The sequence below is a fragment of the Labilithrix sp. genome (assembly GCA_019637155.1).
In the GTDB taxonomy this organism is placed as follows: domain Bacteria; phylum Myxococcota_A; class Polyangia; order Polyangiales; family Polyangiaceae; genus Labilithrix.
The window spans coordinates 152144-167348 of the sequence record JAHBWE010000015.1 but is presented as its reverse complement, the minus strand read 5'-3'; the positions used below and the strand labels follow the sequence as shown (position 1 = coordinate 167348).

Sequence of the window (15205 nt, the reverse complement as noted above, 5' to 3'; positions counted from 1 at the left end):
GAGCGGGATGCGCGTGATCATGTAATTTCGAGCGGTTAGGGCCGTTTTGGTGAGGTATGTATCTGGCACACATTGGTGCACATGAGCTCCCGCCTTCTCCTTACATCTTTCCTCTTCTCCGCCATCGCCGTCGCCGCCTGCACCGCTCCCGCCGACGAGACCGGCACGAGCGAGGCGCGACAGACCGAGGTGAAGGCGCTCACAGCGGTGAAGGGGCGCGAGTACGCGCGCTGCTGGTTCGACGTCGTCGGCGCCGACGCGCGGCTCTCGTGCACGTCGACCGCGCGCGGAGAGGATCCGCTCGGCGCCACGGTGAAGGTCGTCGCCGCGAGCATGATCTCGCCGACGGTGACGCCGATCGGGACGACCCTCGACGTCGAGGCGGGCGGGACCGTCGTCGTCGGCTCGCTCCCGCGGAGCGCGTTCCCGGTCATGATCCTCCTCGACGCGCAGCTCTCCGGCGAAGCGATCAAGGCCGTCGGTTTGCGGAAGACGCCCGGCTGGAGCAACAACGTCAAGCACCAGCGTCCGGAGGACCTCCCCGCGTCGCGGCCGCAGACGATCGGCCAGCCCTTCGACCTCTGGCCCGTCGCGTTCATCGACGCGCGCCGCGAAGGCTCGTTCTTCGGCGTCAACACGCGCGAATACAAGCGCGCGCTCGCGCCGTACACCGCGTTCATCGAGCCGCACGAGCTGACGCTCGCGCCCTCGTTCGTCACGCGCGACTTCCAGGGCAAGCCCACGTGGTGGATCGCGCCGGCGAGCGGCGGCATCCAGATCGACGTCCACAGCGGGGCGGGCCCCGACGTGACCATCACCGGCCCCGGCTACTACGCGCTCACGAGAGACGGCTTCGGCCCCGCGACCCCCGAGCAGATCGCGCGCGACTTCGGCGCCGCGAAGCCGGAGCCCACCGAGCCCGGCGCCACCGAGCCCGGCACCACCAAGCCCGGCACCGAGCCGACCGAGCCCGAGCCGACCGAGCCGACCGAGCCCGAGCCGACCGAGCCCGAGCCGGTCGACCCGACCCCGACCTGCGGTGGCGAAGCCCAGGCCGTCTGCGCGGACAACTCGTGCGACGGCGGCCATCGCCTCGAGAGCGACAAGTGCACCGCGTGTGGCGCGGCTGGCAAGACGTACTGCTTCGTCGACCCGAAGGGAACGAACCGCAACTCCGCCTGGCGCTGCGACGCGGCCACGCGCCTCGAAGGCAACACCTGCGTCGCGTGCGGTGACGCCGGCCAAACCTACTGCTTCACGGATCCGAACAACACGAACCGCAGCTCCGCTTGGAAGTGCAACGCCGGTACGCGCCTCGAAGGCAACACCTGCGTCGCGTGCGGTGACGCCGGCCAAACCTACTGCTTCACGGATCCGAACAACACGAACCGCAGCTCCGCTTGGAAGTGCAACGCCGGCACGCGCCTCGAGGGCAGCTCGTGCATCACGTGCGGCGGTGAGGGCGAGACCTACTGCTACTCGGATCCGAACGGCACGAACCGCAGCTCCGCTTGGAAGTGCGACGCCGGCCTGACCGTGAAGAACGGCAAGTGCGAGCGCTGACCTACTGAGCGCTCTGGAGCAAGGCCTGGAGCCGCTGCTTGGTCGCGCCGTCCGAACGGGACACGCGGCCCTTCAGCGCCTTCAGGCCTTCGTTGCGATCGAGCGCGAGGAGCGCGCGGCCCATCGACTCGAGCACGCTCGCGGTCTCCTCGTTGTCGCCGGTCCCGCGGATGAGCGCGACGAGGCCGCGCTTGCCCTCGACCACCTTCGTGAGCATCTGCACCGCGCGCGTGCGGACGGGCGTGGCGGCGTCGGCGAGCGCGGCGGCGGCGGCGACGCGGAGGTCCTCGCCCGCGCTGCCCTTCATCGTGAGGAACCGCTCGATGACGGAGAACACGTACTCGTCGATCGCGTGGAGGCGGCGGAGCTCGCCGAGCGCGACGATGCGGGTCGGCTCGTCCGCGTACTCGAGCGCCTCGACGAGCGGCTTCTTCGCGCGCTCGCCCCAGAGCGGGACGATCGCGGTGAGCGCGATCTGGCGCAGGACCGGGTGGGAGAGGAACTTCGAGACCGCCTCGCCGAGCGCGGGATCGGCGCGCTCCGGCAGCGCGCGGAGGAGGTCCTCGACCAGCGCGAGCTCGTGATCGCCCGCGACCTCGAGGCGCGGCAGGATCTGCGCGATGACGCTCCAACCCGCCGGTCCGGCCTCGTGCATGACCTGCACGAACACCGGCCGCGCGGCGGGATCCTGCGTCGCCTCACGCGCGTTGTAGAGGGCCTGCGCGCCGACGGAGCCGGCGAGGATGATGAGCTGCCGCGCCGCCTCGCGCTGGTGCGGCGGCCCCACGAGGAGCGTGTTCGCGGTCGGCGCGAGGCGCTCGACGTCGATCATGCGCTTCATCGCGCGGAGGGCCGCGTTCTCGCGCTGCGTGTTCCCCGACGGCTTCGCGTGGTGCGAGAGCGTGCTCATCACCGCCATGAGCGCGGTCGTCTCCGCGCGGCGGGCGAGCGTGCTCATCGCGGTCTCAAGCACCGCGATCTCGTCCTCGTACTGCGCGCCGTCGCGGATCATGTCGAGCGTCCGGAGGAACTGCGTCGCGTCGCGGACGAGCGCGTCGGCGAGCGACGCGGCGCGGATCTGCTCCTTGAGATCGCGCGGCATCTCCTCCTCCGAGACGATCTTGCGGCGGTACATCTCCGCGACCGCGGCGTCGGACTTCGGGGAGCGCTCGGTGACGAGGCGCTGCCCGAACATGTGGAGGTACGGGCGGAGCCGCTCCTGCTCGTCGAGGCTCGCCGCGTCGAGGTCGTGGAGGAGCAGCGTCGCCGCCTCCGCGCACGACTCGTGGAGGACGCGCTCGACGACGAGCGGCGCGACCTTGAAGGAGGAGAAGCCGCGCAGGTTCGCGACCGCCTCGTCGACGAGGTCGGCGTTGAAGAGGAACTGCTTCACCTCGTCGCCGCGGGTGAGGAGGCGCGCGACCCCGCCGATGAGCTCGTCGCGCGTCTCGCGCATCTTCTTGAGGCTGATCCCGCGGATGTTGCAGAGCGCGCGGAGATCGCGGGCGAGCCGCGCCGCGCAGAGGCCGACCTTCCAGTGGAGCTTCCGCGTGTGGCCGACGACGTCGCCCGGGAAGAGGATCGAGATGTTGCGGAGCGGCTTCGAGAGGAGCTCCTTCCGCAGGTCCTCGTGCGCGAACGGGCCGAGGAGCATCTCGATGATGTAGTGGAGCTCGACGTCGGGGATCCCCTCGCGCAGGGTCAGCGCGACGACGCCCTTCTTCACGAGCTCGGTCGTGAACGGCTCGCCGAAGCTGCCCATGAGCTGCGAGCCGAGGAGGCGCTTCAGGTCGACGATCTCGGCGGTGCCGGTCATCACGCAGAAGCCGGGCGTCTTGCCGGAGTCGCGGCGCGCGAAGGTGAGCTCGCTCCTCCCCCGCAGCGCGATGCGGACCTGCTTCTGCAGCTCCTTCATCGCCTGCGCGGACTCGTTGTGCCCGCGCTCGAAGCGCCCGAAGCGGAGGACCGCGCTCGAGAACGCGATGAAGAAGCCGGGGAAGCCGGAGGCGGGGTCGTCGAGGACGGCGACGTTCTCGACGATGCTGAGCTCGTCCTCGTCGTCCTGCGCGTGCGCGTCGCCCGGATCGATGAGCTCCTTCAGCTCCACCCGCATCTCGCGCGCGGACTGATGACGCTTCTTGGAGTCCTTCTGGATCGCGCGAAGGATGATCTCCTCGATGATCGGATCGAGACCCTTCACGATCTGCGACGGCGGGATCGGCGTCTCGTCGAGCTGCTTGATCAGGATCTCGGCCGCGTTGTTGCCGAGGAACGGCGGGCGTCCGGTCACGAGCTCGTAGAGGCAGATCCCGCAAGCGTAGACGTCGGCGCGCGCGTCCACCGCCGCGCCGCGCGCTTGCTCCGGCGACATGTACTCGGGCGTGCCGGCGATGACGTGCTCGGTCGCGGCGAGGGCCTCGTCGCCCTTGTTCGGGTTCTGGAGCGCGGCGATGCCGAAGTCACAGACCTTCACCAGCTCGAAGGTGGTGCCCTCGTCGTTCCGGCTCGGGACGAGCATGATGTTGTCGGGCTTGATGTCGCGATGGATGATCCCGTGGTCGTGCGCGACGGAGAGCGCGGCGCAGACCTGGATCATGACCTCGACCGCCTTCTCGGTCGGGAGGCGGCGCTCCTCGTCGAGGCGCTGCTGCAGCGTGCGCCCGGAGAGGTACTCCATCACGATGTAGACGAGCCCGTCCGGCTCCTGACCGAAGTCGAGGACGCGCATGACGTTCGGGTGATCGAGCTGGCTCGCCGCGAGCGCCTCGCCGCGGAAGCTCGTCATGAAGTGAGGGTCTTGCTGGTAGTGCGGATGGAGCAGCTTGATCGCGACGGTGCGGCGGAGCTCGCGGTGCGTCGCGCGGTACACCGCGCCGGCGGCGCCCGCGCCGATGAGCGACTCGATCACGTACTTGCCGTCCGCGATCCGGCGGCCGATCGCGGGATCGTTCGGATCGTGCGGATCGGACGACGGCGGCGGCACCGGCGCCTTCCGCAGCGCGGTCGTGTCCTGGTCGTCCTCCGGGATCGGGCCGCGGCGCGCGGGCTTCGGGCGGCTCTCGGGCAGCGGCTGCGACGGCGGGACCTGCGTCTCGTCGATGTTGATGTTGCCGCCGCCGATGCGCGTCTCCTGCGTCGGCGTGTGCTCCTTCCGGCTGCGCGCTTCGGGCCGGACGATCGGCTCGAGCGGCTGCGGCGGCTTCCCCTTGGTCGGGAGGCGGATGAGCGTCGCGTCGTCGTCGTCATCGTCGTCGTCGAGCGAGCCGGGGAGCGGGACCGGCGGCATCTCGTCGTCGAGCGGTCCGAGCTCGAGCTCCCGCCGCTGCGACGCAGGCACCTGCGTCTTCATCATGTCCTCGGACTCGGGCAGCTCGTCGATGTCCGGGAAGTCCTCGAGCGACGCGATCGGCGCGTGCGCCATCGCCGCGGTGCCGCCGCTGTCGACGTCGACGTCGTCGGTGGGCGGCTCCTCGGCCGGCGGCGCGACCTCGAACGCCTCGTCCATCGCGTCCGGCGCGGCGGACGGGAAGTTCGCGAGCGCCTCGTCGAAGAAGCCGCCGAAGTCGTCGGCGGTGACGGCCTCCGCGCCACTGCTCTCGTCGAGCGGCGGCGTGGTCGGCGGCGGCATCTCGTCGAGCGCGGCCAGCACCGCGTCGGCCTCCGCGTCGTCCACCGCGCCGACGCCGGTCACCGGCGAGGCGTCGACGTCGATCGTGATCCCGTCCTCGATCGGCAGCGCGTCCACGTCCGCGATCGTCGCCGGCACGTCGCTCTCGGGCGTCGTCTGCGTCGCGGGGACGTCGTCGCCGAGCGGCGAGGGGATGCCGAGGGTGATCCCCGCCGGGAGCGCGTCGGGCTCGAAGACGACGCTCACGCTGAGGCTCGGCTCTTCGAGATCGGCGGGGAAGGGATCCTCGTCCGTCTCGGGCGCCGGCGGGATCTCCACCTCGATCGGCCGCGCGACCGGCGGCGAGCCGTACGTGGCGGTGGTGTTGCTGCGCATCGCCTGCACCTCGAGCGGGACGTCGTCCGGCTCGAAGACGACGCTCACGCTGAGCGATGGATCGTCGGCGTCGGCGCCGTGCGGCTCTTCCTCGATCTGCGGCGGAGACGGCGGCGGCGCCGGCGCGATGCGCTGGTTCCAGGTGCTGCTCGGCGCCGTGCGCCGCGGGTCGGCGGTGAGGTTCGACCACGACGCGCTCGGCGCGGTGCGGCGCGGATCGCCGCTCGGCGCGGCGGCCGCGCTCGGGTGGCGCGCGGGGAGCGGCTGCGGATCGGTCGTCGCGGCGGGCCGCGCGATGGGCTGGATCTGCGGGCGAGGCGGGTTCGTCGTCGAGTTCGCCGCCGCGCGCATGCTGGCCGACTCGACGCGCGGCATCGACTGCGAGACGAAGCGCGGCGGATCGAGCGTCGTGTTCGGAGACGGCGACGTGTCCGGCGGCGGGCCGTCGACCGACACGTTCTCCTGCTGCAGGAGCGCGTAGAGCTGGGCCGCCTGCGCGCGGTAGAGCGGGCGCAGCCGCAGCGGGAAGTGCCCGTTCTTCGGAGGACCGGCCGGCTCGGCGAGGAGCGCGAGCGGCGGCTGTCCGCTGACGTGCAGGTCGAGCGTATGCGCCTCGCCGCGCTGCGGGCCCGCATCGAGCTCGACCTGGGCGACCTCGTTGCGCAGCGCAGCCCGCACGAGAAGTGCCAGCGAATGCCGATCGGGCAGACGCGACACGAGCACCGGCAAGCTCGAATCCACCGCACGAGAGCATACCCGAGCAGCGTCTTTCTGCCGAAAACAACAGCGGTCTTCGGTGCGTCAGGCGCTCTGGGTGGATCGTCTTAAGACCGGGTACGGCGGTTCGTCGTGGACGACCTCGAACCCCGCTGCGCGGTACATCGCCTCGTGCCCGTGCCACGCCTCTTCGTCCGAGAGCGGATAGTCCGCGCGCCGCGGGTAGGCCTCGATCGCGCGACCTCCGCCGGCGCGCACGAAGGCCGGCGCGGCGAGGACGAGCGCGCGGGCGACGCCGTGGCGGCGCCGATCGGGGCGGACGAGGAGGCAGCCGATCGACCACGTCGTCTCCTCGTCCCCGAGGTCGAGGCTTCGATAAACGGGTAATGAACGGAGCTTCCGCACCGCCGAGCGCGGCGTGAGCTTGAGCCAGCCGACCACCGCGCCGGCGTCGTCGATCGCGACGAGCCCGCGCGCTCCCGCTTCCCCCGCGCGTACGGCGGCGGCCTGCTCGGCCGCGTTCTCCTCCGGTCGATGCGCGCAGCGATCGAGCCACTCGTTCTTCGTCCCGCCGAAGTGCCACCAGCGGCAGTAGCAGGACGAATGCGCGGCGGCGAAGAGCGCTTGCAGCCCCGCGAGGTTCGTCTCGTCGAGCGGCGCGACCCTCAACGCGCGGACGCCTCGGCCGCGGCCGCGACGGAGAGCACGGTCGGCTCGTCGAGGGGACGGCCGATGATCTGGAGGCCGATCGGGAGCCCGCTCTTCGCGGGCGCGACCGGCACGCTGATCGCGGGGAGGCCCGCGAGCGACGCGGGGAGCGTGTAGATGTCGGAGAGGTACATCGAGAGCGGGTCGCTCGTCTTCTCGCCGAGGGCGAACGCGGGCGTCGGCGCGGTGGGGCAGACGACGGCGTCGACGCTCGCGAAGGCCTGCTCGAAGTCGCGCTTGATGAGGGTGCGGACCTTCTGCGCCTTCAGGTAGTACGCGTCGTAGTGGCCGGCGGAGAGCACGAACGTGCCGAGGAGGATGCGCCGCTTCACCTCCGGCCCGAAGCCCGCGTCGCGCGTCGCGCCGTACATCGCGCGGAGGGCGGAGGCCTGCTTGTCGCCGGCGGCGCGCGCGTCCGGCTCGACGCGGAGCCCGTAGCGGACGCCGTCGAAGCGCGCGAGGTTGCTCGACGCCTCCGCGGTGGCGATCACGTAGTACGTCGCGACCGCGAGCTTCGTGTGCGACAGCTCGACCGGGTGCACGGTGCAGCCGTCCTTCTCGAGCCGCGCGATCGCGGCGCGCACGTTCGCCTCGACCTCCGGATCGAGCCCGCTCGCGAAGTACTGCGCCGGGACGCCGAGCTTCATGCCCTTCACGCTCCGGCCGCACGCGGCCTCGAGGTCGGGCAGCGGCGTCGCGAGCGAGGTCGCGTCGTGGCCGTCGTGACCGGCGATGACCGAGAGGACGCGCGCGGCGCCGCGCACGTCGTTCGCGAACGGTCCGATCTGATCGAGCGACGACGCGAACGCGATGAGCCCGAAGCGCGAGACGCGCCCGTAGGTGGGCTTCAGTCCGACGCAGCCGGTGAACGCCGCCGGCTGCCGGATCGATCCGCCGGTGTCGCTCCCGAGCGAGGCGGGCGCCATCCCCGCCGCGACCGCGACCGCGCTCCCGCCCGACGATCCGCCGGGGCTCTTCGTCTCGTCGACGGGGTTCTTCGTCGGCCCGTACGCGGAGCGCTCCGTCGACGAGCCCATCGCGAACTCGTCCTGGTTCGTCTTCCCCGGCACGATCGCGTCGGCGGCGCGAAGGCGCGCGACGACAGTGGCGTCGTACGGCGGTCTGTAGCCGTCGAGGATCTTGGACGCCGCGGTGGTGGGGACGCCACGTGTGCAGAGTGCATCTTTCAGCGCGACCGGCACGCCGGCGAGGAGGCCGAGCGCTTCGCCGCGCGCGCGCTTGTCGTCGACCGCGCGCGCCTGCGCGAGCATCTCGTCCTTCGTGACGGTGAGGAACGCGTGGAGCGATCCGTCCCGCGCCTCGATCGCGGCGAGCGACTCCTCCGCGACGGAGAGCGCGCTCCGCTCTCCCTTCCGTACGGCCTCGGCGATGCTGACGACGGTGTCCATTCGTCACTCCACGAAGGTCGGGACGGCGAACCCGCCGTGCGCGGCGTGCGGCGCGGCGGCGAGGGCTTCATCATGGGGGACGCCCGGCACGACCTCGTCGGGGCGCAGGGGCGGCTGCTCCGCCGCGGTCACGTGCGAGGTCGGCGGGACGTTCGAGACGTCGACGGCGTCGAGCTCCTTGAAGAAGTCGACGATGCGCCCGACCTGCGCGGTCAGCTCTTCCTCTTCCTTCTCGTCGAGCCGCAGCTCCGCGAGCCGCGCGACGTGCCTGATCTGCGCGAGGTCCATCAGGAAACTCCTCCGTCGAGGGCGGGCGGCTCCGGCTCCGGCGCGGGCGGCGGTGGCTCGGGCTCGGGCGCGGGCGGTGGCGGTGGGGTGCCCGCCTCCTGGAGCCACGAGGGCGGCGGCGCGTCTTCGTACTCGGGGGCGGGACCGACCGGCTGCTTGTGGTTGCCCGAGCAGGCGGCGACGAGCAGGGCGAGGACGACGACGAGGCGACGCAAAGCGGCGGGAACATCGCACTCAACCCACGGCGCGACAAGGTCTCCGCGGCTCTTGACGGGGATCGCGCGCCGACTAGGATGCGCGGCCCACCCAATCCACACGCTCCCCAGCGCAAACCGTCGATCCGGTGCAGGTTTTTCCTGCTGGTCGCGGAGGGGAGCGGAGGCTCAACCGAAAGGAAAGCGCGCCATGACCCAGCAAGAAGTCCCGCAGCTCAAGAACGATTTCCCGCTCCCGCTCCGCTCGCTCCTCGACGCGGGCGTGCACTTCGGTCATCAGACCAAGCGCTGGAACCCGAAGATGCGCCCGTTCATCTACGGCGCGCGCAACGGCATCCACATCATCGACCTCGACCAGACGGCGCGCCTCTTCGCGCGCGCGTTCCACTTCGTCACGGAGACGGTCGCGCGCGGCGGCAACATTCTGATGGTCGGCACGAAGCGCCAGGCGCAGGAGATCTGCCAGGAGGAGGCCGTTCGTTCGGGCGCCTTCTACGTCATCAACCGCTGGCTCGGCGGCACGCTCACGAACTTCCGCACGATCAAGCAGGGCCTCGATCGCATGCGCCAGCTCGAGCGCATGAAGGAGGACGGCACGTACCTCCAGCTCCCGAAGAAGGAGGTCTCGCGCCTCGAGAAGGAGCGCGAGCGCTTCGAGAAGTACGTCGGCGGCCTCAAGAACATGAGCTCGCTCCCGGCCGCGGTCTTCATCATCGACCCGGCGATGGAGACGATCGCGGTGTCCGAGGCGAAGAAGCTCGGCATCCCGATCATCGCGATCACGGACACGAACTGCGATCCGGACCTCGTCGACTACGTGATCCCGGGCAACGACGACGCGATCCGCTCGATCAAGCTCATCACGCAGCGCATCGCCGACGCGGTCATCGAAGGCACGCAGCGCCGTAAGGAGTTCGGCGGTCGCGACGCCGAGGGTGGCGGCGGCGGCGGTGGCCGCGGCCCGCAGGCGGAGGTCTCCTATGGCCGCCGCCGTCCGCAGGAGCCGAGCGCCGAGGGCGGCGCGCCGGCGGCGAACCCCGAGCAGAGCAACTGAAAGGAGCCTGAGACCATGGCTGCTGTTACTCCCGCAATGATCAAGGAGCTCCGCGAGCGTACGTCCGCGGGCATGAGCGACTGCAAGAACGCGCTCACCGAAGCCGAAGGCGACATCGAGAAGGCGGTCGAGATCATCCTCAAGAAGGGCATCGTCAAAGGCGCCGCCCGCGCGGGGAAGATCGCGGCCGAGGGCGAGGCCGCCGCGCACGTCAGCGCCGATCGCAAGAAGGGCGTCATCGTCGAGGTCAACTGCCAGACGGACTTCGTCGCCCGCGGCGACGAGTTCAAGGGCTTCGTGAAGAACGTCGTCGCGGTCGCGACGAACCTCGCGAAGGGCAAGGACATCGGCGCCGAGAAGTACCCGGGCTCCGACAAGACGGTCGAAGAGACGCGCGTCGAGCTCGCGGGCAAGACGGGCGAGAACATCGTCGTCCGCCGCTGGGACGTGCTCGAGGCGCAGGGCGACGGCGTCGTCCAGGCCTACAACCACAACGGTCGCGTCGCCGTGCTCGTCTCGGTCGAGGCGCCGGCGGGCAAGAAGGACGACGCGGACTTCAAGCCGTTCATCGAGAACGTCGCGATGCAGATCGCGGCGATGAGCCCGCTCGTCGTCGACAAGAGCCAGGTCTCCGCCGAGCAGATCGCGAAGCAGAAGGAGATCTACCAGGCGCAGATGAAGGAGGAGCTCGACGCCGCGACCGCGCGTCTCGCCGAGCTCGAGGCCGCGACCGACCTCAAGCCCGAGGAGCTCGCGGCGGAGAAGAAGGCGGCGCAGGCGAAGAAGGGCCCGCCCGAGGCGATGTGGCCGAAGGTCATCGAGGGCAAGATCACCAAGTGGTACTCGGAGGTCACCCTCCTCGGCCAGGACAACGTCTGGGATCCGGGCGCCGGCTCGATCGACAAGGTCCGCGGCGAGCTCGGCAAGAAGCTCGGCGGCGACGTGAAGATCCACGCCTTCGCCCGCTTCGCCCTCGGCGAGGGCATCGAAAAGAAGAGCGAAGACCTCGCCGCCGAAGTCGCGAAGACGATCGGCGCCTGACCCAGGTCCCACGCCACGACGAAGGCCGAGGCGCTCTCCCGCGTCTCGGCCTTTCGTGCGTCAGCGCACGAAGAGCATGCCGTGCTTCTGGTGGAACCGACCGTCCTGGGGGCAGCCGTCGTAGTTCAGGCGCCAACCGACCGCGCGAAGGCCGTAGCCGTCGTGGTTGGAGCCGTCGCGGAAGAAGAAGTGATCGTCGCGTTCGGTGTGACCCATCCAAGCGAACATCGACGGCTCCGCTCCGATCGTGGGATCGGTGCACGCGGGGTTCATGATGCGCCTCCGCTCCAGCACCGCCCCCGCGCTGGCTTCGAAGTTGGTCGTGAAGTTTGCGGGCGGCCGTATGACGTACGCGGCGACGGGGCTCTCGCGCGTGCCGACGACGGCGAGCACCTCGGTGATGCGGAGTCGGCGCGCGAAGGCATCGATCGAATACGGCCTCGTCGTATCGGTGACCGAGCCGGTGTCTTCACCCCAGCCGAAGTCGTCGCTCTCTTGCGTGCCGGCCGACTGACCGACCAGCGTCCAGCCGCCGTCGGCGAGCGTCATCTCGCAATAGGCGTCGAACGTATTGGTCCCACCTTCTTGGCGCAGCGGGTACACGCCGTTCCCGGTCGGCGCGCCCTCGTCGCGTAGCCCGCGGCAGTCCGCGAAGAAGCTGCAGCCGCCGTCGAGGAGGCAGCGCCGCCCCGCGCACTTCGTCGGATCGCACGTCGAGCCGGCGTCGACCCCGGCGTCACCGATGCTCGCGTCGTCGACGGCCGCGGCGGCGTCGGGCCCCGCCTGCGGCCCGCCCCCATCGGCGAGCTCGATCGCGGCCCCGCTGATGCCGAGCCCGCACCCTCCGAGCGACCACGCGACGAGCGCCATCGTCCGCATCGGCGCGATCGTAGCGCAGTTGCGCTCACTGCCAGAGGCGCACGATGAGGCTCGCGACGCGCGCGCCGCTGTCGGCGTTCGCCTTCGTATGGCCGACGACGAGGACGCTCGCGTCAGGCTGGATGAAGGCGCCGGAGATCTCCGGCGTGCCGAAGTCGACGACGATCGACCCGTTGCTCCCGTAGGCCGTATCTGCCTTGCCGTCGGGCATGAAGCGCTGGAGTGAGACGTGGTGTCGATCGTAGAACACTCCGGCGACGAGCACCTTGCCGCCGTCGACGACCTGCACGGAGCTCGGCACCGCCGCCGCGCCATCGACCCACGCGCTCACGCCGAAGCTCGGGTCTGGCGAGAGGTCCGAGCGCAGCATCTGGATCTGCATGGTCTTGGCGCCGGGTGTGCCGGTGTTTCGGGCGACGAGGATGCCGCCTCCGGGCGTGAGTGCCACCGCCGTGATGTCGCGATCGTCGGGGAACGAGGCGCTCGCCGGCGCCGCGCCGAACGGCGGTACCAGGGCGACACGACCGCCGCGCGACGTGCCCTCCGTGACGGCGTGCGTGACGACGGCCGTCCCGTCACCCGCGAGGGCGAGCCGGCGCGCGTTGCGTCCGTCCGGCAACAACGTCGCGCCGGTGAGGAGCGCGCGAGCACCAATGGGCGCCGCATAGGTCGTGTCGAGCGAGCCGGTCGCGGTGAATCGCGCGAGGCGAAGGTAGGGCTGCGTGCAAGCCGGCGACTCGCAGCTCTCGAGCGCGAGCACGGTGCCTTGCGGTCCTGCTGCGACGTCGACGAAGTTGGCTCCGGGCTCTCCGCCGCCGATGCCGGGCGCCGTCACGCCACCGCCGTTCCACGAACCATCGGGCTGGCCCGCGGCCGTGAATCGCGCGAGGCCGTGCGAAGACACGACGATCCGGCCCGCGTCGTCGATCGCCGCGTGCGGCCAGACCGCCAGCGTGCTGTCGGCGGTGTGCCGTACGGAGGTTATCGCGACGCCGGCGTCGGCGAACGCGGAGTCGAGCGTTCCGTCGGCGCCGAAGCGCGTGATGGATACCGGTTCATCGTGGCCCGCACCCACCGCGATCACGGCTCCGTCGTCGAGCCGAATCGCGTGCGTGAAGGGGGAGTAGAGCGTCCCTACGACGCTGCCGCCGCCGAACGTCGTGTCGATCGCGCCGCTCCGACCGCGCACGAAGAGCGGGAGCGGAGCTTCGGAGAGCGTCGTATCGCCGGTCGCGAGACGCGCCGTCACCGTCACGCCGTCGAGCGAGCCTTGGGGATGAGCGAGGGCGACGTCGACGAGGACCGTCGCGGCGGTCTCGTCCTTCGGGACGACGACCGGCGCGATCGTGACGGTGTCGGGCGCCCCGGCGAACGAGAGGACGACGTCCCCGCTCGCGCCCTGACGTTCGAGCGTAACGGGGATGCTCGTCTGCTCCCCTTGAACGACGACCTGCCGCCCATCCGCCACCCCGACCCGCGCGGCGACGACGGCGTCGCCGACTCCTTCCGGCTCGCACGTCGCGACGTCGACGCAGGTCCTCTCGCGCGCGCACGCCCCGAGGAGGACCCCAACTCCCAGCGCCCCCGCCGACCCCACGCCGACGGCGACTCGAAGCCAACGCGCCGTGCTCATGCCCACGTCAGACTACTGCCACACGCGCGCGATGCGGCTCCGTTTGTCGGTCCCGCTGGCGCGGCCGCCGCCGACCGCGATGACGCTGCCGTCGGGTTGCACGAAGGCTCCGTAGATCACGGCCCCGTCGGCGCCGGTCTGCAAGGAGTGGGTGACCACTCCGTCGGGCGCGAACGACGTGTCGTCGACGCCCTCGTCGCTCATCTGGTGGATGCGGACATAAGCGGGCGCGTGAATGGTCGTGACGCGGAGGGTCTTCTCCGACACGAGCACGAGCGACGGACGGATGCCGCCGAGCGGCTTGGCCGTGCCTATGCTCAGGGGGAGCGTCGCGAGCGTGCTCGGATCGTAGCGCCGGATGCGCGTCAGCCCGACGTTCATGTCCTCCGCGGCGACGAACGCGCTGCGCGCCGCCGAGACGGCGGTCGCCGGACGGCCCTCGTTGGGATCGAGCACGCGTCCGTGGGCCGACGTCGTCGTTCCATCCCACTTGACCACGGTGACCAGCGGCGAGAACGTCAGCGGCGCCGCGGCGTCGACGACGGTGTAGCTGACGAGGACGCTGCCCGACTCGAGCGTGATCGCGCCGCCGAAGCTGTAGCTCGGTGAGCCGGAGCCCTCGCGCACGACGTGCGTTCCGGGCGTCGTGCGGTCGCGGAAGAAGGTGGTGTCGATCGCTCCGCTCGGCGTCAGGTGGGTCAGGCGAAGGGACGATGTGGTATCGCACTCGACGCCGCAGCGCTCGGTGACGAAGACCGAGCCGTTCGACTCGACCGCGACGTCGACGAACGACGTCTTGGACTTCCTCTTGATCGCCGCCTCCGCGATTCCGCCGTTGCCCCAGGTCGGGTCGAGCGCGCCCTCCGTCGTGAAGCGCGCGACGCCGCCGCCGGTGACGTAGAGACGTCCGGCGCCGTCGAGGGCCGCGCGCGTCTCGTCGGCTTTGTCCGTGAACGTCGCGACGGCGCCGGTTCCGCCGCCGTAGGTCGCGTCGACGGTGCCGTCGGTGTTGAAGCGCACGGCGCGGACGGCGTTCGTGCCGGTGACGGCGAGCGCGATGACCTTGCCGTCGCGCTGGGCGACGGCGTGGGTGAACGGGGTGTTCGGCAGCGTCCCGACCACGACGCCGCCGCCGAAGGACGTGTCGAGCGAGCCCGCCGGTCCGCGGACGAAGAGGCGGATCGATCCTTCTCCGAGCGCGGCGCCGCTCGTGAGCGCCGTCACCGCGATCGGCGGAAGAGGACCTTGCGGCAGATCGACGGCGACCTCGGCCGTGAACGCCCCCGCCGTCTGGTCCGCCGGGATCGTGATCGTCGGGACGTGGACCTTCGGGTTGGCCGCGAACGGCTGGAGGACGACGCTGCCGGTGAAGCCGCCGAGGCGCTCGATCGTGACCGGGACCGCGGCGCTCTTGCCTTGCGTGACGACGACGGGGTCCGCTCCGAAGACGACCTTGACGCCGGGCTCCTCCGGCGTCTCCGCGTCGGTCACGCCGCCGTTCGCCGACGGAACGTCACGGGGCGCTCCGGAGCCCGAGCTCGACGGTCCCGCCCGCCCGCACGACGCGGTGTTCGTGCAGTCGCCGTCGCCGTCCCCGCACGCCATCGCGCCGAGCGCGAGGATGAGGAGCGGCGTTTTCGAGAGAGTCCCCCAATTCGTAGCAGCGTGGTGTCCCATTCCCGCGTCATCGGCCAT

Annotated in this window: 11 protein-coding genes; 3 read left to right on the top strand and 8 right to left on the bottom strand. The window is 71.0% G+C overall.

The window, feature by feature from the left end; genetic code table 11:
* The first annotated feature begins 81 nt into the window (after positions 1–81).
* The gene (locus KF837_30070) at positions 82–1563 is read left to right on the top strand and encodes a hypothetical protein (GenBank protein ID MBX3231609.1); all 1482 of its coding nucleotides are present in this window, start codon (positions 82–84) and stop codon (positions 1561–1563) included.
* 1 nt (position 1564) lies between these two features.
* Here KF837_30070 and KF837_30065 read toward each other — a convergent pair whose 3' ends face one another.
* The 5 genes from KF837_30065 to KF837_30045 form a co-directional block, all read right to left on the bottom strand.
* Positions 1565–6244 (bottom strand): protein kinase, encoded by a 4680-nt coding sequence (locus KF837_30065; protein MBX3231608.1) that lies wholly within the window; start codon positions 6242–6244, stop codon positions 1565–1567.
* Positions 6245–6367: 123 nt separating this feature from the next.
* Positions 6368–6952 carry a GNAT family N-acetyltransferase gene (locus KF837_30060; protein MBX3231607.1) on the bottom strand — a complete coding sequence of 195 codons (585 nt, stop codon included), beginning with the start codon at positions 6950–6952 and terminating at the stop codon, positions 6368–6370.
* Complete coding sequence (gatA, locus tag KF837_30055) at positions 6949–8400, bottom strand: Asp-tRNA(Asn)/Glu-tRNA(Gln) amidotransferase subunit GatA (protein ID MBX3231606.1); 1452 nt, start codon at positions 8398–8400, stop codon at positions 6949–6951. Before gatA ends, KF837_30060 begins: the two co-directional genes overlap by 4 nt.
* A 3-nt stretch (positions 8401–8403) precedes the next feature.
* Positions 8404–8688 (bottom strand): Asp-tRNA(Asn)/Glu-tRNA(Gln) amidotransferase subunit GatC, encoded by a 285-nt coding sequence (gene gatC, locus KF837_30050; GenBank protein MBX3231605.1) that lies wholly within the window; start codon positions 8686–8688, stop codon positions 8404–8406.
* The gene (locus KF837_30045; GenBank protein MBX3231604.1) at positions 8688–8903 is read right to left on the bottom strand and encodes a hypothetical protein; all 216 of its coding nucleotides are present in this window, start codon (positions 8901–8903) and stop codon (positions 8688–8690) included. Before KF837_30045 ends, gatC begins: the two co-directional genes overlap by 1 nt.
* A gap of 190 nt (positions 8904–9093) precedes the next feature.
* Here KF837_30045 and rpsB point away from each other — a divergent pair, with 190 nt between their 5' ends.
* Both rpsB and tsf read left to right on the top strand, forming a co-directional pair.
* Positions 9094–9957, top strand: coding sequence for a 30S ribosomal protein S2 (gene rpsB, locus KF837_30040; GenBank protein MBX3231603.1), 864 nt, complete (start codon positions 9094–9096; stop codon positions 9955–9957).
* 15 nt (positions 9958–9972) lie between these two features.
* Positions 9973–10998: a translation elongation factor Ts gene (gene tsf / locus KF837_30035; protein ID MBX3231602.1), complete on the top strand. Its 1026-nt coding sequence runs from the start codon at positions 9973–9975 to the stop codon at positions 10996–10998.
* Between the two features lie 60 nt (positions 10999–11058).
* Here the strand turns inward: tsf and KF837_30030 are convergent, their stop codons facing one another.
* From KF837_30030 to KF837_30020, 3 genes are read right to left on the bottom strand one after another with little or no spacing between them, the layout of a single operon-like run.
* A complete protein-coding gene (locus KF837_30030) occupies positions 11059–11877 on the bottom strand; it encodes a hypothetical protein (protein MBX3231601.1) in 819 nt (272 codons plus the stop codon).
* Positions 11878–11902: 25 nt separating this feature from the next.
* Complete coding sequence (locus KF837_30025) at positions 11903–13510, bottom strand: hypothetical protein (protein MBX3231600.1); 1608 nt, start codon at positions 13508–13510, stop codon at positions 11903–11905.
* Positions 13511–13522: 12 nt separating this feature from the next.
* Complete coding sequence (locus tag KF837_30020) at positions 13523–15187, bottom strand: hypothetical protein (protein MBX3231599.1); 1665 nt, start codon at positions 15185–15187, stop codon at positions 13523–13525.
* Positions 15188–15205: the final 18 nt, after the last annotated feature.

Coding starts and splice junctions, on each gene's coding strand:
- KF837_30020 (MBX3231599.1), bottom strand. CDS start 15,187: ATGGGACACCACGCTGCTACGAATTGGGGGACTCTCTCGAAAACGCCG.
- tsf (MBX3231602.1), top strand. CDS start 9,973: ATGGCTGCTGTTACTCCCGCAATGATCAAGGAGCTCCGCGAGCGTACG.
- gatC (MBX3231605.1), bottom strand. CDS start 8,688: ATGGACCTCGCGCAGATCAGGCACGTCGCGCGGCTCGCGGAGCTGCGG.
- KF837_30025 (MBX3231600.1), bottom strand. CDS start 13,510: ATGAGCACGGCGCGTTGGCTTCGAGTCGCCGTCGGCGTGGGGTCGGCG.
- KF837_30030 (MBX3231601.1), bottom strand. CDS start 11,877: ATGCGGACGATGGCGCTCGTCGCGTGGTCGCTCGGAGGGTGCGGGCTC.
- rpsB (MBX3231603.1), top strand. CDS start 9,094: ATGACCCAGCAAGAAGTCCCGCAGCTCAAGAACGATTTCCCGCTCCCG.
- gatA (MBX3231606.1), bottom strand. CDS start 8,400: ATGGACACCGTCGTCAGCATCGCCGAGGCCGTACGGAAGGGAGAGCGG.
- KF837_30070 (MBX3231609.1), top strand. CDS start 82: ATGAGCTCCCGCCTTCTCCTTACATCTTTCCTCTTCTCCGCCATCGCC.